The sequence below is a fragment of the Yoonia maritima genome (genome assembly GCF_003003285.1).
Taxonomy (GTDB): Bacteria; Pseudomonadota; Alphaproteobacteria; order Rhodobacterales; family Rhodobacteraceae; genus Yoonia; species Yoonia maritima.
This window is the reverse complement of the sequence record NZ_PVTP01000001.1, coordinates 325,371-344,341: the sequence shown is the minus strand read 5'-3', so window position 1 is coordinate 344,341 and position 18,971 is coordinate 325,371. Positions and strand designations below refer to the sequence as shown.

The window sequence follows — 18,971 nt, the reverse complement described above, 5'->3', positions numbered from 1 at the left end:
TTACTTACGGAACTAGCCGGATTAAGGCCCAATGTCAAAATGACAAACGGCCAAACCCCGCCTTAAGGGCACAACACGGTATCGTTCAGGATCGTGAATGGGATCATAGTCAAAATAAATGCAAGACCGATGAACATGAACACTTTGATCGCCTTATCATTAGGCTTGCGCCGTGCGACGGCTTCATAGGCATACAGAACCAAATGACCGCCATCCAGAACCGGGATCGGCAGCAAATTCATGAGTCCGACAGCGGCTGACAACGCACCGATCAACCAGATAAAGCTTTGCGGCCCTTTGCGTGCCATAGATGCGCTTGTTTCGGCAATGCCAACCGGCCCAGACAGGCTACAAGTAGAAATGTTGCCCAAAAACATGTGCTTGATCGCGGAAAGCGTCGTTGTTGTGGATAGCCAAACACCGTTTGCACCATATTTCAACGCTGCCCATGGGCTTATGTTCTCGGTCAAAGGCTCAAAGAAAAATTTGCCCGTCACACCGATCAAATATCTGGTTTCAAACCCACCTTCGGCCTTGGGTGTGTCAGTGCGACGCGCCGTTAACGTCACCTCGCGCGTGGTGCCCGCGTTCCATAAGTCTAAGGTGACTGGCGTCCCTGCTGCAGCAAAAACACGTTGCTGAAGTTGCTTGAATGAAAATACAGGCGATCCATCGATAGCAGTAATCACGTCGTCTTTAATCAACCCCGCCTCGTCGGCCGCTGATCGTGGCGTGACCTGCCCCACCATCGCAGGCATAAGGAACGGCCCATTCACGAGCATCTCTTCGCCATCACGGATAATCGTATAATCGAGCTGTTGCTCGTTTGGGATCAGATCAATCATGCTTTCAGTACGTGTCGGGTCGTCGAACTTCACGCCCTCAATCGCAATAAGTACATCACCTTGTTCAAGATTGTTCTCATAACTAGGCGGTAATGCCTTGGCGTCACTGTATGTCAGTGGCTCAACTGCTTGTCCTTGCACCATCGCAGACCCGGCAAACACCAGTATCGCAAGAATGAAGTTAAAAACAGGGCCAGCTGCAACCGTCGCGGTACGCGCCCAAAGCGGCGCACCCAGCATTGTGCGCCTTGGGTCGATTTCAGGCGCGACATCGTCGGATCCAACACTCGCCGCATTCGTATCGCCCAAGAATTTCACATACCCGCCAAGAGGCAGCGCCGCGACTTGCCACCGTGTGCCGTGCTTGTCGACCCAACTGAATAAACGCGGACCAAAGCCCAAAGAAAACACCTCAGCGTGGATTCCGCCCCAACGACCGACAATGTAATGCCCATATTCGTGAACTGTTACGATCACCGACAGCGCGACAACAAAAGCAACAATTGCAAATGCCGCGTTACCAAACATCGGCACAATCTGGTTAACTAAATCCAAAATCTCATCCTAGCTTTGCAATGGCTTCGGCCGCATGAATACGCGCCAGTTTGTCTGTCTCTAAGACATTATCAAGCGTAATGGCACCCGTAGTGATTGCCTGATCCGATGACATTTTGTTTAAGGTCTCCGCAACTACGTTTGCCATGTCTAAAAACCCGATTTGCCCATCAATGAACCCATCAAGCGCACGTTCCTTTGCGGCGTTAAATACCGCTCCAGACAGCCCTCCAGTTTCCATAACTTGATGCGCCAAATCGAGCGCCGGATACCGCTGGGTATCTGGGGCTTCGAATGTGAGCTTGCCTATTTTCGCAAAATCAAGCCGTTCAACCGGGAGCGCGCGACGTTCGGGCCAATGCAACGCATACCCAATCGCATGACGCATATCCGGCGGCCCGACATGTGCCATCAGCGCCCCATCATTGAAACCCACCATCGCGTGAATTGTGCTTTCGCGGTGCACAAGCACCTCAATCATTTCGTGACCTATGCCAAAGAACTCTTTTGTTTCAATAAGCTCCATCGCCTTATTAAACATGGATGCGCTATCAATTGTGATCCGCTGCCCCATATCCCAATTCGGATGGCTAGAGGCCTGCGCCAATGTCGCGGTCGCCAGATTTTCTAGCGGCCAATCCCGAAATGCGCCACCGCTGGCCGTGATAATGACGCGCTCTACCGCGGCCATATGTTCACCGACAAGCGCTTGAAATACAGCAGAGTGTTCACTATCCACCGGCAAAATAGTTGCGCCATGTGCCTTTGCCCGGCCAAGCAACAACGGCCCCGCCGTCACCAAAGATTCCTTATTTGCAAGCGCAAGCGTTGTACCATGTGCCAACGCCTCAAGCCCTGGTACTAATCCGGCAGAGCCAACAATCGCTGAGAGCGCCCAATCGACAGGACGCGCTGCTGCATCAGCTATTGCGGCATCACCTGATGCAACTTCGATACCTGTGCCTGAAAGGAGATCCTTTAGCTCAGCATAGCATTCATCATAGCACGTTACAGCCAGATCAGCGCCAAGACGCTTTGCATCATCTGCCAACTTAGAAATATTGCGCCCACCCGTTAAGGCGACAACATCATAGTTATCAAGATCGCGCTCAATCAGGTCAATAGCACTTTGGCCAACCGAACCTGTCGCGCCGAACAGCGTGATTTGCCTCAAAAGGCTACTCCTGGAACATTAAATACAGTCGCGACTAGCAACATAAACAAAGCCGCCCCCAAAAGCGCATCAAAGCGATCGAACAGCCCGCCATGCCCAGGGATCAAGGTTGAACTGTCTTTGACACCCATGCGACGTTTGAGGGCACTTTCAGCAATGTCGCCCATCTGTCCAGCAAAGCTAAGCACCATTGAAATCACAATGATCCAAGGTCCTGCGTTCGTGAATAAGGTAAAGACAAATCCAACAAGCGCTGCGCCAATCCAACCTGCTATTGTGCCGCTCCATGTTTTTTTAGGGCTGATTTTCGGCCAAAACTTTGGACCACCAAAACTCCGCCCCGCGAAATAGCCGAACACATCCGTGATGATCACGACAAGCATTAACCAAAGTAGCCAGACAAAGCCGTAATCCATCCGAAAATGAACAAGCCCCCAACCCGCAATTTGTATTCCGAGTGCGAAAACAAAGAACGTCACGCGTTCGTTTTTTAGCTGCGTGACACCAATCACAGGCACAACAAAAAACAACAGCAAACCTAACAAGGTGCCGTCAGCAATTTGGCCAGACAAAACAGATGCAACGAGCGCGGCCAAAAGCATACCCTTTGTGGGTTCATCACCGCAGATCATCATCCACAGCTCCCAAACCATGACTGCAGTCACAAAAACAGCCAGCATTTGAAACCAAACACCGCCCATAATGATACCAGCAGCACCAATAATGGTCATCGCCACACTGGACATGATCCGAACGGTCAGATCATCCCAATTCGAAGATTTAGAGGTCGTCATATTAAGCAATTACTCCACCATACCGCCGTTCACGGCTGCCGTAACTGGCAAGCACGTTCGCGAATATGTCTGCTGTAAAGTCAGGCCAAAGCGTATCGATGAATTCGTATTCAGAATAGGCCGACTGCCATAGCAAAAAGTTGGAAATGCGTGCTTCGCCGCTGGTTCGAATGACTAAATCCGGATCGGGCAGCACATGGGTATCGAGAAAGCCTGACAATGTTTCGGCATCAACGTCTTTGTACGACAAACGCCCCTGCTCTACTTCAAACGCCAAACGTTGTGCTGCGCGAGTTACTTCGTCGCGACCACCATAATTGATCGCAACGGTCAGATGCACCAAATCATTATCAGCGGTAAGCAGTTCTAGATCATCCATCAACCGAACAAGCTTATCATCAAGCCTGATGCGGTCACCGATAAATCGGACGCGCACGCCGTTTGCAAGTAGCGCCTTGGCTTCGCGTTCGATGTACTTGCGAAACAAGGTCATCAAACCAGACACTTCGGACTGTGTTCGTTTCCAGTTTTCTGTCGAAAATGCAAAAATCGTCAGGTATTTAACGCCTTGCTCAGGGCATGCCGCGACAATTTCGCGAACGCGGCGCGCCCCGGCATGATGGCCAAAAAGACGTGGGCGACCGCGTTGCTGTGCCCACCGTCCATTGCCATCCATGATAATCGCAACATGGTCAGGGCCTGTCTTTGGGTCGTCTTGATCCTTAGGCATTCTGGCTTTCCCACTACGCAGCGACCATCGCTTGGTTAATCTTAAACTTGCATGATCTCTTCTTGCTTGGTCTCAAGCGTTTCATCAACTTTTTTGATGTGATCATCGGTTAGGCTTTGCACTTCAGATTCCCAGAATTTCTGGTCATCTTCTGACATGCCATCGTTTTTAGCTTTCTTGATCTGATCCATACCGTCGCGGCGTAGGTTACGGATAGAAACACGCGCGCTTTCAGCATAGTTACCGGCGACCTTGGTCAAATCGCGGCGACGTTCTTCGTTCAGCTCCGGGATCGGCAACATGATGATTGTACCATTCAATTGCGGATTAATACCTAGACCACTTTCACGAATGGCCTTTTCAACTTTACCGACAAGCCCTTTATCCCACACATTGATCGTCACCATGCGTGGCTCTGGTACGTTGACTGTGCCGACTTGGTTCACAGGCGTCATTGACCCATAGGCATCAACCATAACCGGCTCGAGCATCGAACCAGACGCGCGCCCTGTCCGAAGTGACGCAAGCTCTGTCCGCAGGTTCGCAATTGCACCATCCATACGGCGGGCCAAATCATCGGTATCTAGTTCAAAATCTTCTGACATCTTTTACTGCTCTTTCTTGGCGGGCATTGCCCGACTTTTGATCGTTTTACGGGAAACAGTGCTGATTGTATAGGTTAGCAAATGTGCAGCGTTTGTGCAGACCACACTACAGCGCAACAGTTACCAACCTTACTCAATACGTTACTCGTGAACGATAGTATGGGTTCCCGTTCCCGCCAAAATCCCGCGGAACCCGCCGGGTTCGTCTAAGGAAAACACGATAATTGGCAGCGCATTATCGCGGGCCAAAGCAATTGCACTGGCATCCATCACACCAAGATGCTTTTGCAGTACTTCATCATATGTCACGTCATCATACCGCACAGCATCGTCATGTTTCGCGGGGTCTTTGTCATAAACACCATCAACCTTTGTGCCCTTAAAGATCGCCTCACACGCCATTTCATTTGCACGCAATGTCGCGGCTGTGTCAGTCGTGAAATAAGGGTTTCCGGTGCCCGCAGCAAAAATGCAAACCCGTTTCTTTTCCAAGTGACGCACGGCACGGCGGCGAATATAGGGCTCAGCCACCTCGTTCATCGTAATCGCGGAAATAACGCGGGTGTGAATGCCCAACTCTTCAAGTGCAGACTGCATAGCAAGCGCATTCATCACGGTCGCGAGCATCCCCATATAATCTGCGGTGGTCCGCTCCATCCCCTGCGCTGACCCTTGAAGGCCGCGGAAGATATTACCGCCACCAATGACCATGCAAATTTCAACGCCCATATCGTGGACGGATTTCACTTCTTTAGCGATGCGCTGCACTGTTGGGGGATGCAAACCAAAGGTGGTATCGCCCATCAGCGCCTCACCCGAGATCTTAAGCATTACGCGCTTATACGCTGTCTTCTCAGTGTCACTCATGGCGGCCCCCGGCTCTATGTTGTTCTGCCGGGCAAAATGTCGCAAAACGACACCGAATTCAATGGCACCTTGCCGACAAAACACGAAGCTGCGCAAATAGAGTTATGATCACTATTCACCCCAACCAGCCCGTCCTTATTGCTGGGCCGACGGCCTCTGGCAAATCTGCGCTTGCGCTGCATATCGCACAAAGCCAAGGCGGTGTGATCGTCAACGCTGACGCATTGCAGGTTTTCGACGGCTGGCGAATTATTACAGCCCGCCCTGACGATGACGATCTATCATTGGCAGACCATGCCTTATACGGCCATATTCCATTTGATGCAGCGTATTCCGTCGGTCATTGGCTACGCGACGTGACCCCATTAATTCATGGCGAACAACGCCCAATCATCGTCGGCGGTACGGGATTAAACTTTAACGCACTACTCAATGGCTTGGCAGAGATCCCTGCGACGCCAACATCAGTCAGAATGCAGGCAAATGAGCTACCGCTTGATATACTTGTCGACGAACTTGACGCGGCAACAGCGCAACGCATTGATCTGAATAATCGGATGCGCGTCCAACGCGCATGGGAAGTTTTAAAAGCAACCGGGCGTCCGCTGGCAACGTGGCAAGACAACACGCCTCCGCCGCTGCTTAATTTTGACCAAGCTGCCTGCATCAATCTAAACGCCGACACAGATTGGCTAAACGATCGGATCACGCGCCGGTTTGACCAAATGCTTGATCAAGGAGCCATTAACGAGGCACGTGCCATGCTTGATACGTGGAATCCGGCGCATGCGTCTTCCAAAGCGATAGGCGCCCCAGAACTTATCGCCCATCTGAACGGTGAACTAACAATTTCCGAAGCACGAGACGCCGCGATCATTGGTTCCAGACAGTACGCAAAACGCCAAAGAACGTGGTTTCGTTCACGTCACAAGAACTGGCTGCAACTTCAGATTGATAAAGCCGACATATCCGCAACAGTGAAATTTGCGAAATGACAGGCGCGTTGATTTAAAACAATTTTCCTTCAAACTGATTGAAACAGTCAACATTGGGACAACGTTGATGACTATGATGTCGGAAGTGAAAGCGGCGCTCACACTCGCGCCTATGAAGCACTACGGAATGAATGGACGCTGGCGCACAGAGGCCATGCGAAGCCATGCAACCCCGCGGCTCATTCACATTACTAAGGGACAAGGCCGCATTACGGTTGCGGGCCTAACAAACGGGTACGGACCAAATAACCTGATCTATATCCCACCGCACACAATGTACGGTATGGAAGTCGGGCCGACGGTCTTTGCGCAAATCATGTCTTTACCTGATGATGGCGGCATGCCGACCTCTCCTTTTCATCTAAGGTTGCGTGATGTCGGGCCTCAAAAAGAGCTCCAAGCTCTGTTCGAAGCCATTGAACGCGAACTACTCCCAAGCGGTGATCCACGCGCCGTGAATTGCCACCGGATACTACTCAGCATTTTTGTTGAACGCCAATTGAACAACCATCATGACACGAGCAGCGACGTACGACGCAATTCAGCCTCTGCGAAACTCGTCGCACGCTACACTGCCCTTATTGCACATGATTTTAGGTCAGATCGGACTGTCGCAGATTATGCCGCAGACTTGCGTGTCACACCGACCCATTTGACACGATGCTGTCAGCAAACCTGCAACCGATCAGCGCTAAAATTATTAAATGAGCGCATTCATTTCGAAGCATGCATTTTGCTAAGCGAAACCCGGAGTTCAGTGCAAGACATCGCCGATCGGCTTGGGTTTCAGTCTGCGGCCTATTTCACGCGCACATTCAAAGACCGAACAGGTGAAACACCAACACACTTCCGCAAGGCTTTGTGATTTTAGCGGATCAACGCCCCCAGATAACCCGAACGTAGTTCTGGGTTTCTGCATAGGGTGGCACATCGCGATAGCGGTCAACCGCCCCCGGTCCAGCGTTATACGCTGCCAGTGCAAGCCGCCAATCGCCAAACTTTTCGTATTGCTGACGTAGATAACGCGCGCCACCATTCAGGTTTTGGGCTGGATCACCCGGATTCACCCCCAGAACTGCCGCCGTCTGCGGCATGAGCTGGGCCAATCCTAACGCGCCTTTGACGGAAATCGCATTTGCGTTCCAACCGCTTTCTTGCTGAACAAGCCGCAAAAATAAATCGGCAGGTATATTGTGTCGCGCAGCAGCAGCGCGCGCCATGGCAAGATAAGGCCCTTGATACGATCCGTTATAAGGCGCGACAAACGCGACGCCCTCTGCACTTGGCGGTAATAGCCTTTCGGAATTTGAATATTGTGTTGCAGCACGGTTATCTAAAACGGACGTTTGACTTTGAAGCAATCGCGTCCGGTTCATTGTCGATACTTGTTCCTGCGCCCACAGTGGGCAAGCAACCAAAAGAAAAACGGCCCCAACAATCGGTGTCTTCATCCGCACGATCCTATACCGCTTTAAATCTGTTGGTCCTAATGTAAGTATTTTTAATTAATCCGCCAAGGCTTGCAATGTAACCATTCGATAACCTTGTTGCGGCATCCCCAGTCTGTCACAAAAGCGCAAACAAGAATCGTGGGAGATACCGCTATGGCCGGATCAGTGAACAAAGTTATTCTCATCGGCAATCTGGGTGCCGACCCTGAAGTCCGCAACTTTCAGAACGGCGGCAAAGTGTGCAACCTGCGCATCGCTACGTCTGAGACATGGAAAGATAAAAACACAGGCGAACGCCGTGAGAAAACAGAGTGGCACTCTGTTGCGATCTTCCAAGAAGGTCTGGTGCGCATCGCTGAACAGTTCCTGCGCAAGGGCTCCAAAGTTTACGTCGAAGGCAAATTGCAGACGCGCAAATGGCAGGATCAGTCTGGCGCTGACCGTTATTCAACCGAAGTCGTCCTGCAAGGTTTCGACGGCACCCTAACCATGCTTGACGGACGCGGCGAAGGCGGCGGCCAAGGCGGTGGCGGCAACTACGGTGGCGGTCAAAGCGGCGGCGGTTATGGCGGCGGTAGCGGTGGTGGCTACGGCGGAAACGAAGGTGGCTATGGTGGCGGCCAAGGCGGTGGCGGCGGTGCGCCTGCAGGCGGCGGTAGCGATATGGATGACGAAATCCCGTTTTGAAGGTAACAAACTCTGAAAATGTAGATTTCTGACTACTCAAACTCATATGGACGTGTCACGGTTTCGTGCCGCTCCACGTGCTCGTTTAAGCCACCTTTCTTTCGAAAGCGACCGGGCTTTTCCAGCCTAATACTGAGTGTCGGCGGCGCGGATTGTGGAAGCCGTTTATGTATTCGAAGATCGCCATCTCAGCCTTGCGTCGTGTCTCCCAAGGATGCCGCCAGATCAGTTCAGCTTTGATGGTTTTGAAGAACGTCTCGACAGCGGCGTTTTGCGCCTTTGAATGGTCCCCCAGATCATTCAATTCGCGAGCGCGAACCAGCTTAAACTCATAGCAATTGCCCTTCCCAGACATCGACACCTTGCACCCGTGCTGGCGCAGGATCTTTTGGTAGTCGTGGGAACAGTATTGCGACCCACGATCTGTGTGATGAATGCAACCTTTCGGCGGTTGTCGGAACGCGATGGCCATCTTCAACGCATGGATCGCCAAGTCACGCTTCATACGATTGCTGACCGCCCAGCCAATGACGCGGCGTGAGTGCAGGTCCAGGATCACCGCAAGATAGAGCCCCCCCTCACGCGTCCAAACGTAGCTGATGTCACCGGCCCATTTCTGATTAGGTTGGTCAGCCGCAAAGTCGCGATCCAGCAAGTTTGGCGCAATATTGAACTTATGATTACTGTCTGTAGTGACCTTGTGTTGGCGTGTTCTCACAACAGATATGCCGTTCTGACGCATCAACCTGCCAACACGACGGTGGCCCACGTTCATACCGATCTCCTTCAACTCTTCGGTCATTCGTGGACGGCCATAACTGCCCAAGCTGAGGCGCGATTGTTCTTTGATATATGCCAGCGTAACCAGATCGGATCGCTGTCTGCGGCTGGCCGAGCGGCTTCGGAAAGCACGCAGACCGCGTGCGCTGACGCCAACAACATTGCAAAGCCGGTTCGTCGGAAAGTCGGACCTGTGTTCTTCGATAAACCTAAATCTCATTGCTTTAGGCCCGCGAAGAACTGCCCTCTCGGCAGATTACTGCGTAATCGCCTGCCGGGTAATAGGTGGCCTTTTCTAAGATCTCCCTCTCCTCCTTGAGAATACGGATCTCGCGCTCCTCCTCGCTGCATCTGACACGCAAGACAAGCTGACGTTTAGTGGGTTTCGAGTGTCGACGTTTATCCATGATAGCGACCTCCGGCACGTTTGCCCACCGGGTTTGGGGTGAAGAGGAAAGCGCCTGCCCTTTCCCTTCCAAGGTGCATGTCGCGTAGCCACATGCGTAACCTTGCTCTGTAGTAATAACCCTACATTACACCACCTCCACGGTTCTGGCTTGAAACTCGACAGCTCGCTTCACAAAGCTTTTCCAACGCCTGATTATGCTTGGATCATCAAGAGGAACTTGGTGTTTTCTCAAGTTAAATCTGAACCGTTCGGAAAGCGTAGACAGACACGGTGGATTATTGGTGACCTCCAATGCAAGCAATCTCCAAAACCGAGTTGAATGGGCCCAGGTGGTCAAATTTTCTTTCGGAAAACAGATTCTAGATTTGGGTTTAAACCCATATAGTGATTTATAATCACTATCTCTTTTAAGGTGTCCAGTTTTACAATCCGGCTGTTGAAAGCTCTGGATGAACCACATCTTGAAGTCCGCAAAGATGTAGCTGTTCCACGCATTGATAAATGCCATTAACTTTTTTTCTGCCTCACAACAAGGACACCTTGTTCTTCGAGCCATTGGCGAAGTTTTTGCACTTGGCGGCAGGTCTTGTATCCCATCATCTTCGCAAGATAGGAGTTTGAGACCTTCTTACTAACGAAAGCGGCGTCTATGCTCTTTGAGAAGCAGAGCCTCAGGCGTTCAAGTTCACGCAGAAAGGCCAAAGCACCGTTAATGCGTTGTGGACGCACCCCTGCTTCGATCCATTTAGATCTGAGAACGTCGATGTAGGTTGCGAAACGGTAGCTATCTGGCTTGATTGAATCATAAGGATTGAGATTACTCATCCGTCAGCTCCAATACGCATTGAAGCTGCAACCTGATCATGGTAGGGAGTTAGTGTAGGAAAACTTTGAATACCGTCGTTGTGGGTGCCAGCCCGAACGGCGGTTTTTTCTTTTTTTCCGGGTGAAAAAATCTGTGCCACCAAATTACTCTGACTTCGCGAATAGCTCCATAAAAGTGGGTCGAATCCGGATAATATCCGGAACTCATCAGAAATAGATTCTGATACACTTTGCGTAACTGATTGAAAATATTGGTGCACCCGAGAGGATTCGAACCTCTGGCCTCTGCCTTCGGAGGGCAGCGCTCTATCCAGCTGAGCTACGGGTGCTTGAGCGTGCACTAACATTCTGCTTCGCTTGCTGCAATGGTCAAATCAAGGCATTGCGCACTTCGCATCCAAAGGACGGTAAAACAAAGTTAATGTGCGGAACGGCAAGAACATTTATACTGACCGGAATGCCCCTTTTTATGCGATCTTGGGCTCACTACCAGGGATATACTGGCCAAAATTCATGCAAATAGATCATGGCACAGCTCAAGCGCGTCGATAAGTGCGTCGACGTCGGCTTTAGTGTTGTACATCGCAAATGATGCACGGCAAGTCGCGCCCACGCCCATATGTTCCATTAGCGGCATGGCACAGTGGGTCCCTGCCCGCACAGCGACACCTTTTTTATCCAGCACTGTGGAAATATCATGCGCATGGGCAGCGCCATCGAGCGTAAAGGAAAAAATTGCACCTTTGGTCACGGATTTCCCCTGCACATTCAGCCAGTTCAACCCGTCAAGCCGTTCACGCGTATAACGACAAAGCTCGCTTTCGTAGGCTGCAATATTGTCCATGCCGATGCTCATCATATATTCAATTGCAACGCCCATGCCAATCGTCTGGACAATGCCGGGCGTTCCAGCCTCAAACATCATTGGGGGGTCATTATAGGTCACCGCATCGCGTGAAACCTCGCGGATCATATCCCCGCCACCCATAAAGGGCTGCATTTCTTTCATACGATCTGGCGCGACATAAATCGCACCAGAACCGGACGGACCATAAAGTTTATGACCTGTGATCGCGTAGAAATCGCATCCTATATCAGCGACATCCACTGGCATATGTACCGCGGCTTGTGACCCGTCGATCAAAACAGGCACACCTTTTTCATGTGCACCCGTTGTGATAGCTTTTACGTCGACAACAGTCCCCAGCACGTTGGACATATGTGTGACGGCAACAAGTTTTGTTTTTGGGCCGATAGCATCGATCACTTTTTGCGGATCGAGATCGCCGTCAGCATCAACATCGACCCATTTGATCACAACACCCTGTCGTTCCCTCAGAAAATGCCATGGGACGATATTGGCATGGTGCTCCATGATCGAAAGAACAATTTCATCACCTGCTTTCAACCGCGGCATTGCCCATGAATAGGCAACCATATTGATGCCTTCTGTGGTGCCCGAATTAAAGATAATGTCATCTTCAGACGGCGCATTCAGGAACTTGGCAACAGTGCCACGGACGGCTTCGTATTTATCGGTTGCAAGATTACTTAGGAAATGAAGCCCGCGATGCACGTTTGCATATTCTTCGGCATAGCCGCGCGTAATAGCATCAATAACCACCTGCGGCTTTTGCGCCGACGCACCGCTATCCAGATAGATCAACGGCTTGCCGTTTACCTCGCGTGACAGAATAGGAAAATCCGCGCGGATTTTTTGTACGTCAAAGCTCATGTCGCTTCTCCTGAGGGGGCAATGCCAAGCAGAGCCATCAAAATGACTACTGCGAAAATTGTGCCAATCATGGCGATAAAGAATGCGGCTCCGGCTGTGCCGAGCGTGTCAAACCCGTGCAGCACTTTGACAAAATGAACCATGCACCACAAAAGAACCATCAGTGCACCAATACCAACAAGCACCGCCAAAAACGGGCTGACCAGCATGACAAGGATTTGTGCAACATCAAATGTCAGACCGACCGCCTGCAACCACACGACGATGGTCAGTGCCCCGTCGAAACTGCCTGTTCCGCCCAACATCTTTCCTGCCCGCGAAATCGCTGAAGCCAAAATAAGCATGCTACCCGTGATCAACAGCCCAAGCGTGAACGGCGTGACCTGCAATGCGTTAGCTTGGGCAGTTGCAGGTGTCATCATCGACGCAACAGCAAGGAGCATAACATTGGCGATTGAAACCACAATTGCCGCCTGCACCAAAACGGGCCGCGCATAATGGTTTTCCAGTACACGCTCTGCGGCTTCTTCAGGTGTGTTCAGCGTCATTGCCACAGCGCGCAACCAACCTTGTAAAGTCAGGTTCATTGCCCGCGTTCCGATGCGATCATGCATTGGATCCAGATATAGGCGAACGCTAATGCCCATACCGTGCCAACCAAGATAGACTGGGTTCCCGGCCCGATAAAACCACGCACGAGGCCATGCAAAAGCAACAGCGGAGTCGTCGTAAGCAAAGCCCAAAAGAACGACAGCCGCGCCGAGTACCAGCTGCCCTGCCCTCGAAATGCCTTGGCGATCAAATGCGCAACCGCAGCCATGCCATAAAGCGCAAGCGGCAGCATGATGACGACAGCATAGAACGTGTAAGTCATCATGCCTTCAAAATTGATCTCTGGCGGCCACGGCGATGGCTCGTAGCCATTCGCGATACGTGACAGACGCGGCCATTGCGCCACGAAGATCAGAAAACATGCGATCATAACAAAGGCGACGGCGCGATCTTCGCGCCGCCCCTGATCCAATAAATCGCGGATCACAGCGCGCGGTGCGCGCCATGTCCGGACGATATCGGCGGTCAGTGCCATCAGCTACGCCGTGCCAGCCAGCCCTCGAGCCGGTCACGAAGTTCTTCGGCCAGCGAAGGGTCAGCGATTTCGTCCAAAGCCTCGGCCATAAACGAAAGCGTCAGAAGGTTCCGCGCGTCGTACTGCGGAACACCACGAGAACGCAGATAAAACAGGGCTGTTTCATCAATCGCACCCGATGTTGACCCGTGTGAACAAGCCACGTCATCCGCATAGATTTCCAGCTCGGGCTTAGCCAAGAACTGTGCATCATCATCCAACAAAAGCGATTGGCTGATCTGATAACCGTCAGTCTTCTGCGCACCTTCTTTCACAAGAATTTTCCCTTGGAAAACGCCTGTCGCACCATTGCGCAGCACTTTCTTGAACACCTGACGGCTTTCGCCGTTCAATGCATCATGTGTGATGAAGACGGTATCATCGTGGTGGAAATCATTGCCATCACCGACACAGACGCCCGCGACATGTGCAATCGCATCGTCGCCGATAATCTCAAGAACGCATTCGTTGCGCGTCATCACACCGTTAACGGTCAGCGTAAATGACTTGAACGAAGATTCCGCGCCAACCCTTGCAAAACAATGAGTTACCGTGCGACGTTCATGATCACGACCTTGCGCGCGCACGTGGTGGAATGAACCGCCGTCGGCAACTTCGACCTCAAGACAGCCAGAAAAACGCGCCGCGGCAGGACCGTTTTCAAGCAGTGTCACTTCGGCACCCGTCTCTACTTTAACCAAGTTGTGCAGCACGGCATCTGATGTCTCGTCCTTATGGAGGTAGACAAGGTGAATTGGCTTGGCGACTTTGCCAGTTGCCCGGATCACCACACCGTCGGTTGCAAGCGCTGTATTCAGCGCCGCCAAAGGACGCTCAACAGGTGTCTGACCACGGGTTTCCAAAACACCGTACAGCTCTTTTGCCCAGTGAATGTCTGCTGCCATCGCATCAGCAAGGCGTTCAATCTCAACACCCTCGCCTGTCAATTCGTCAGAGGCATCAGTATCAAAAACACCGTCGACAAAGACGATTTTTAAACGATCAACAGCGTCGAACAATGGCACTTCACCAGCGTCGAAAACAGCTGCTTTTGGCGCTTCAGCTGCGGTCAGCTCGGACGGGTTGGTGTATTTCCAATATTCGTCGCGCTTTGTGGGCAGGCCCATTTGGCGCACGCGTGCCAACGCATCAGCACGTGCCGCGTTCGACCATGCAGCACCCTCTGGCAGGGTCACGCCAACCAGACGCGCCTCTGTCGCATCAGATTTCAGTTTAGCTAGGGCCATTAGGACACCTCTGCCAAAATGTCAGAATAACCGTTGTTTTCGACTTCCAAAGCAAGCTCTGGTCCACCCGTTTTCACGATACGACCGTCGGCCATGATGTGAACGACATCTGGCTTAATGTGGTCCAGTAGACGCTGGTAGTGGGTGATCACAAGGAACGAACGCCCTTCTGAACGCAGCGCATTAACACCATCTGCAACCAGTTTCATCGCATCGACGTCAAGACCAGAGTCCGTCTCATCCAAGATGCACATCTTAGGTGACAACATCGCCATCTGCAGAATCTCGTTCCGCTTTTTCTCACCGCCAGAGAAACCAACGTTAACCGGACGTTTCAACATATCCGCGTCGATTTTCAGGTCTTTCGCCTTCGCACGTACTTCCTTCAGGAAGTCACCAGCGCTTAGCTCTTCTTCACCGCGCGCTTTGCGCTGTGCGTTTACCGCTGTACGCAGGAAAGTCATGTTGCCAACGCCGGGAATTTCGACAGGGTATTGGAATGCAAGGAAAAGTCCAGCCGCAGCACGCTCTTCTGGCTCCATATCCAGCAGATCTTCACCTTCCAGCTCTGCAGAACCATCCGTGACCTCATAGCCGTCTTTGCCAGACAACACATAAGACAGGGTCGATTTACCGGACCCGTTTGGCCCCATAATCGCGTGAACCTTGCCGGTTTCAACGGTCAGGTCCAACCCCTTAAGGATTTGCTTATCTTCATCTTCAAGTTTGACCTTCAGGCCTTTGATTTCTAGCATTTTTCTTCCTTCGACATATCAGCACCCTGCAGTGCATATGGGGTTTGACAGCGCTGCCTAGACCGCGCTGAGAATGAGTGAAAACTATTGGATGACGCACCACAAACGGCTGCCCGCTTAGTCACGGACAGGCTAACGTATGATGCTAATGGTTGTGACGCCTGCGTTAGAACGAAAAGACGTTGCCCTGAAACAGGATTGATCCGGCTGTGGTCGTCGACTTGATCTCGGCCACGTACTCTGGCGTGTAAATTTTGCCCATCAGATCCGGCCATTTCCATACCAAATTGTGCCCTGTGACCAGCATGAGACAAAGCCCTACCACCTGCCCAAACCGACCAAGAAACTGTCGGCGTTTCATCAGTGCGGAAAACAACAGAACCATCCACAGACCGATCAGAAGATCGGAAAATGTGACGGCCGAATTGCCCCCGGTCATTCCCAGATAACGTACGCGCACGACCTGCGCGCAAAACATCGCGGCACCGCCGATAACCATCGACACCAGTATAGCAGACATCGCCTGACTGCTTTTCGATGGTGGTTTGACGATTTTTGCTCGCGTCAGCTTTTTGGGAATATGCATCTGCAAATCGGGATCGTAATACGAATTGTTGCGCGGGTTCTTGATACGTTTGACCCGCGCATCGAAATCCTCTTGCCCCATATTCGCCATGTCGGCAGCCTCTTCGTTGTTGCTGTGCGCAAGATCGCAACAAACTACGGCAATAACGGGGCCTCTCAGGGGCAGTTGCGCGGCGGGCGCAAAGATATGTTGCGCCCAAACGCATCAGCCGACAGACCCTTCCAAAGAAATCGCAACCAAAGCCTGTGCTTCCATCGCAAATTCCATCGGTAGCGCCTGAAGCACTTCTTTACAGAAGCCGTTCACGACCAATGCGACGGCTTCCTCTTCGTCCATGCCACGGGCGCGGCAATAGAACAGTTGCTCGTCATCCACCTTGGATGTGGTCGCTTCGTGCTCGACACGGCTACTGTTATTTTTGACCTCAATATATGGCACTGTGTGTGCGCCACATTTGTCACCGATCAGAAGGCTGTCGCACTGAGTATAGTTGCGCGAATCCTTCGCTTTGGGGTGCATCGACACAAGCCCACGATAGGTGTTTTGCGCCTTACCAGCTGAAATCCCCTTTGACACGATCCGAGATTTGGTGTTTTTGCCAAGATGCACCATCTTGGTGCCAGTATCAGCCTGCTGCATGTTGTTCGCGATGGCGATGGAATAGAATTCACCTTGTGAATCGTCGCCGCGCAGGATGCAGCTTGGGTATTTCCAAGTCACCGCAGACCCGGTTTCAACTTGAGTCCACATGATCTTAGCCCGATCACCACGGCAATCAGCACGTTTGGTCACAAAGTTGTAGATCCCGCCTACCCCGTTTTCATCACCAGGATACCAGTTTTGAACGGTGGAATATTTCACTTCGGCATCTTCTTCGATGATGATCTCAACCACGGCAGCGTGCAGCTGTGCTGTGTCGCGTTTCGGGGCTGTACAGCCTTCCAAATATGACACGTAACTGCCTTTATCGGCGATGATCAGTGTACGTTCGAACTGCCCCGTGTTTTCCGCGTTAATACGGAAGTAAGTGGACAGTTCCATCGGGCAGCGCACGCCGGGCGGTACATAAACAAACGACCCATCCGAGAAGACAGCCGAGTTCAGCGTGGCGTAAAAGTTGTCTGATGGTGGAACAACTGTACCAAGGTACTTCTTGACCAACTCAGGGTGCTTTTCGATAGCTTCTGAGATCGAACAGAAGATCACGCCAGCCTTTTCCAGTTCTTTCTGGAATGTTGTGCCGACAGACACGGAATCGAAAACAGCATCAACAGCGACCTTACGGCCCTCTGCTGGCATGTTCTCAGCACCTTCTACGCCTGCAAGAATCATTTGTTCCTTCAGGGGGATGCCCAGTTTTTCGTAGGTCGCCAGCAGCTTGGGATCGACCTCATCCAAAGACTTAGGTTTTTCTTCCATGCTTTTCGGACGGGCATAGTAATAGATGTCTTGGAAATCGATGTCAGGATAGCTAACCATCGCCCATGTGGGCTCTTCGATCTTTTCCCAACGCGCAAACGCTTCTAGGCGCCACTCGGTCATCCACTCGGGTTCATTGTTCTTGCCAGAAATCAGGCGAACGATATCAGTGTTCACGCCTTTGGGGGCGTAATCCATTTCGATCTCGGTGTTCCAACCGTATTTATAGGTACCCGACAGCTTAGAGACAGCATCGACAGTTTCCTGATCAACGCCTTCTTTGACCTCTACGTCTTTGATAGCAGACATATTATTATCCTCTCATGCGGCTCGCAGCCGCGCCCGTTTCTTCGTCCAGGCCTGCACAAAGCGCATGACCTCGTCTTCTGTTGTTTCAACCCCAAGCGACACGCGCAGCGCACTTGCAGCGGCATCATCGTCAAGGCCAATCGCGCGCAACACGCGGCTCACTTTGACCTTGCCGGACGAACAAGCAGAGCCCGCCGATACGGCAAAGCCAGCTAAATCCATCGCCATCACTTGGGTCTCACCCTTCCAACCCGGCGTCGTAAAACAACTGGTGTTGGGTAATCTGTTCGCATCTTTCCCGACAAAAATAGTGTTCTTTTCGTCAGCCTCAATGGCCTTTTCTAGAATATTTCTAAGTTCCGCAACCCGTTCCCACTTTCCGGCCGCAAGGTCAGCCTGCGCGGCGGTCACTGCTGCGCCCATTCCAGCAATTGCAATGACGTTCTCAGTACCCGAACGACGGCCCATTTCTTGACCGCCACCTTTGATTTGGGCAACCACATCGGTCCCCGCCGGAAAAACCAATGCACCGACACCAGTCGGGCCGCCGAATTTATGCGCCGATAGAAAAACCATCTGCACGCCAGACCAAGAAAAGGCAAATGACACCTTGCCAAACCCTTGTGTGATGTCGCTCACAGCAAGGCCCGAAGGCAGATTTTGCACGATACCCGTTTCCGAATTCGCAAGCTGCAACACCGAATGGGCAGGATCATCCACCTGAACGATACCATCAACGACTGACAACACCGGATCAATCCAAGCATGCACAGCATCATGCTCAATCGGCGCCGCCTTCAATCCACGCCCCGCCAACGCAAGTGCCGCCGCCTCTGTCGCGCCAGAGGTAAAGACAACATCAGCACCCGAAGCCCCAACAGCCTCGGCCACCTGCAGACGCGCTTTCTCGATCACAGCCTTGGCAGCACGCCCTTCAGCATGCACCGAAGACGGATTGCCGACGACATCCATCGCGGCAATCATCGCCGCGCGCGCTTCGGCCCGCAAAGGCGTTGTCGCGTTATGATCCAGATAGATTCTCATCACATCATCTTGCCAAAACTACTCCGGGGGAGG

The 18,971-nt window shown here is 51.9% G+C and carries 19 protein-coding genes, 1 tRNA gene and 1 pseudogene; 3 read left to right on the top strand and 18 right to left on the bottom strand.

Annotated features, from left to right (window positions below; all coding sequences use genetic code 11):
* Positions 1 to 62: 62 nt before the first annotated feature.
* The 6 genes from rseP to pyrH all read right to left on the bottom strand — a co-directional run bounded on the left by rseP (position 63) and on the right by pyrH (position 5,570).
* Positions 63 to 1,400, bottom strand: coding sequence for an RIP metalloprotease RseP (rseP, locus tag CLV80_RS01755; protein ID WP_165793290.1), 1,338 nt, complete (start codon positions 1,398 to 1,400; stop codon positions 63 to 65).
* Between the two features lie 4 nt (positions 1,401 to 1,404).
* On the bottom strand, positions 1,405 to 2,574 hold the full coding sequence (dxr, locus tag CLV80_RS01750; protein WP_106354118.1) for a 1-deoxy-D-xylulose-5-phosphate reductoisomerase: 1,170 nt from the start codon (positions 2,572 to 2,574) through the stop codon (positions 1,405 to 1,407).
* A complete protein-coding gene (locus CLV80_RS01745) occupies positions 2,571 to 3,368 on the bottom strand; it encodes a phosphatidate cytidylyltransferase (protein ID WP_106354116.1) in 798 nt (265 codons plus the stop codon). Before CLV80_RS01745 ends, dxr begins: the two co-directional genes overlap by 4 nt.
* 1 nt (position 3,369) lies before the next feature.
* Entirely contained in the window at positions 3,370 to 4,098 is a 729-nt protein-coding gene (gene uppS, locus CLV80_RS01740; protein ID WP_106354114.1) for a polyprenyl diphosphate synthase, read from the bottom strand.
* 41 nt (positions 4,099 to 4,139) lie between these two features.
* Complete coding sequence (gene frr, locus CLV80_RS01735; protein WP_106354112.1) at positions 4,140 to 4,703, bottom strand: ribosome recycling factor; 564 nt, start codon at positions 4,701 to 4,703, stop codon at positions 4,140 to 4,142.
* 141 nt (positions 4,704 to 4,844) lie between these two features.
* Complete coding sequence (pyrH, locus tag CLV80_RS01730; RefSeq protein ID WP_106354110.1) at positions 4,845 to 5,570, bottom strand: UMP kinase; 726 nt, start codon at positions 5,568 to 5,570, stop codon at positions 4,845 to 4,847.
* A gap of 104 nt (positions 5,571 to 5,674) precedes the next feature.
* Here pyrH and miaA point away from each other — a divergent pair, with 104 nt between their 5' ends.
* Both miaA and CLV80_RS01720 read left to right on the top strand, forming a co-directional pair.
* Positions 5,675 to 6,565: a tRNA (adenosine(37)-N6)-dimethylallyltransferase MiaA gene (gene miaA, locus CLV80_RS01725; protein ID WP_106354108.1), complete on the top strand. Its 891-nt coding sequence runs from the start codon at positions 5,675 to 5,677 to the stop codon at positions 6,563 to 6,565.
* 67 nt (positions 6,566 to 6,632) lie between these two features.
* Positions 6,633 to 7,430, top strand: a complete 798-nt coding sequence (locus CLV80_RS01720) for a helix-turn-helix domain-containing protein (protein WP_106354435.1) — start codon at positions 6,633 to 6,635, stop codon at positions 7,428 to 7,430.
* A gap of 10 nt (positions 7,431 to 7,440) precedes the next feature.
* Here the strand turns inward: CLV80_RS01720 and CLV80_RS01715 are convergent, their stop codons facing one another.
* Positions 7,441 to 8,016 carry a lytic transglycosylase domain-containing protein gene (locus CLV80_RS01715; protein ID WP_106354106.1) on the bottom strand — a complete coding sequence of 192 codons (576 nt, stop codon included), beginning with the start codon at positions 8,014 to 8,016 and terminating at the stop codon, positions 7,441 to 7,443.
* 153 nt (positions 8,017 to 8,169) lie between these two features.
* On the opposite strand from CLV80_RS01715, the gene ssb reads away from it, so the two are divergent.
* Positions 8,170 to 8,703: a single-stranded DNA-binding protein gene (ssb, locus tag CLV80_RS01710; RefSeq protein WP_106354105.1), complete on the top strand. Its 534-nt coding sequence runs from the start codon at positions 8,170 to 8,172 to the stop codon at positions 8,701 to 8,703.
* Positions 8,704 to 8,788: 85 nt separating this feature from the next.
* Here the strand turns inward: ssb and CLV80_RS01705 are convergent.
* The 11 genes and pseudogenes from CLV80_RS01705 to CLV80_RS01650 all read right to left on the bottom strand — a co-directional run.
* A pseudogene (locus CLV80_RS01705) lies at positions 8,789 to 9,818 on the bottom strand (IS3 family transposase); the annotation flags it as partial.
* A gap of 581 nt (positions 9,819 to 10,399) precedes the next feature.
* A complete protein-coding gene (locus CLV80_RS01695; protein WP_106354100.1) occupies positions 10,400 to 10,717 on the bottom strand; it encodes a hypothetical protein in 318 nt (105 codons plus the stop codon).
* Positions 10,718 to 10,969: 252 nt separating this feature from the next.
* Positions 10,970 to 11,046, bottom strand: a tRNA-Arg gene (locus tag CLV80_RS01690).
* A gap of 182 nt (positions 11,047 to 11,228) precedes the next feature.
* On the bottom strand, positions 11,229 to 12,452 hold the full coding sequence (locus tag CLV80_RS01685; RefSeq protein WP_106354097.1) for a cysteine desulfurase: 1,224 nt from the start codon (positions 12,450 to 12,452) through the stop codon (positions 11,229 to 11,231).
* Positions 12,449 to 13,039 (bottom strand): Yip1 family protein, encoded by a 591-nt coding sequence (locus CLV80_RS01680; protein ID WP_165793289.1) that lies wholly within the window; start codon positions 13,037 to 13,039, stop codon positions 12,449 to 12,451. The genes CLV80_RS01685 and CLV80_RS01680 overlap by 4 nt, the downstream gene beginning before the upstream one ends.
* Entirely contained in the window at positions 13,036 to 13,539 is a 504-nt protein-coding gene (locus CLV80_RS01675) for a YIP1 family protein (RefSeq protein ID WP_106354092.1), read from the bottom strand. The genes CLV80_RS01680 and CLV80_RS01675 overlap by 4 nt, the downstream gene beginning before the upstream one ends.
* Entirely contained in the window at positions 13,539 to 14,825 is a 1,287-nt protein-coding gene (locus CLV80_RS01670; RefSeq protein WP_106354090.1) for a SufB/SufD family protein, read from the bottom strand. Before CLV80_RS01670 ends, CLV80_RS01675 begins: the two co-directional genes overlap by 1 nt.
* The gene (gene sufC, locus CLV80_RS01665) at positions 14,825 to 15,580 is read right to left on the bottom strand and encodes a Fe-S cluster assembly ATPase SufC (RefSeq protein WP_106354087.1); all 756 of its coding nucleotides are present in this window, start codon (positions 15,578 to 15,580) and stop codon (positions 14,825 to 14,827) included. Before sufC ends, CLV80_RS01670 begins: the two co-directional genes overlap by 1 nt.
* Positions 15,581 to 15,746: 166 nt before the next feature.
* Complete coding sequence (locus CLV80_RS01660) at positions 15,747 to 16,256, bottom strand: hypothetical protein (protein ID WP_106354085.1); 510 nt, start codon at positions 16,254 to 16,256, stop codon at positions 15,747 to 15,749.
* A gap of 114 nt (positions 16,257 to 16,370) precedes the next feature.
* Positions 16,371 to 17,894: a Fe-S cluster assembly protein SufB gene (sufB, locus tag CLV80_RS01655; RefSeq protein WP_106354083.1), complete on the bottom strand. Its 1,524-nt coding sequence runs from the start codon at positions 17,892 to 17,894 to the stop codon at positions 16,371 to 16,373.
* 12 nt (positions 17,895 to 17,906) lie between these two features.
* Complete coding sequence (locus tag CLV80_RS01650; RefSeq protein ID WP_106354081.1) at positions 17,907 to 18,938, bottom strand: cysteine desulfurase family protein; 1,032 nt, start codon at positions 18,936 to 18,938, stop codon at positions 17,907 to 17,909.
* Positions 18,939 to 18,971 lie beyond the last annotated feature (33 nt).

Coding starts and splice junctions, on each gene's coding strand:
- CLV80_RS01720 (WP_106354435.1), top strand. CDS start 6,633: ATGACTATGATGTCGGAAGTGAAAGCGGCGCTCACACTCGCGCCTATG.
- ssb (WP_106354105.1), top strand. CDS start 8,170: ATGGCCGGATCAGTGAACAAAGTTATTCTCATCGGCAATCTGGGTGCC.
- CLV80_RS01695 (WP_106354100.1), bottom strand. CDS start 10,717: ATGAGTAATCTCAATCCTTATGATTCAATCAAGCCAGATAGCTACCGT.
- sufB (WP_106354083.1), bottom strand. CDS start 17,894: ATGTCTGCTATCAAAGACGTAGAGGTCAAAGAAGGCGTTGATCAGGAA.
- pyrH (WP_106354110.1), bottom strand. CDS start 5,570: ATGAGTGACACTGAGAAGACAGCGTATAAGCGCGTAATGCTTAAGATC.
- CLV80_RS01715 (WP_106354106.1), bottom strand. CDS start 8,016: ATGAAGACACCGATTGTTGGGGCCGTTTTTCTTTTGGTTGCTTGCCCA.
- CLV80_RS01685 (WP_106354097.1), bottom strand. CDS start 12,452: ATGAGCTTTGACGTACAAAAAATCCGCGCGGATTTTCCTATTCTGTCA.
- CLV80_RS01670 (WP_106354090.1), bottom strand. CDS start 14,825: ATGGCCCTAGCTAAACTGAAATCTGATGCGACAGAGGCGCGTCTGGTT.
- uppS (WP_106354114.1), bottom strand. CDS start 4,098: ATGCCTAAGGATCAAGACGACCCAAAGACAGGCCCTGACCATGTTGCG.
- frr (WP_106354112.1), bottom strand. CDS start 4,703: ATGTCAGAAGATTTTGAACTAGATACCGATGATTTGGCCCGCCGTATG.
- miaA (WP_106354108.1), top strand. CDS start 5,675: ATGATCACTATTCACCCCAACCAGCCCGTCCTTATTGCTGGGCCGACG.
- CLV80_RS01745 (WP_106354116.1), bottom strand. CDS start 3,368: ATGACGACCTCTAAATCTTCGAATTGGGATGATCTGACCGTTCGGATC.
- CLV80_RS01650 (WP_106354081.1), bottom strand. CDS start 18,938: ATGAGAATCTATCTGGATCATAACGCGACAACGCCTTTGCGGGCCGAA.
- CLV80_RS01680 (WP_165793289.1), bottom strand. CDS start 13,039: ATGAACCTGACTTTACAAGGTTGGTTGCGCGCTGTGGCAATGACGCTG.
- CLV80_RS01660 (WP_106354085.1), bottom strand. CDS start 16,256: ATGGCGAATATGGGGCAAGAGGATTTCGATGCGCGGGTCAAACGTATC.
- sufC (WP_106354087.1), bottom strand. CDS start 15,580: ATGCTAGAAATCAAAGGCCTGAAGGTCAAACTTGAAGATGAAGATAAG.
- CLV80_RS01675 (WP_106354092.1), bottom strand. CDS start 13,539: ATGGCACTGACCGCCGATATCGTCCGGACATGGCGCGCACCGCGCGCT.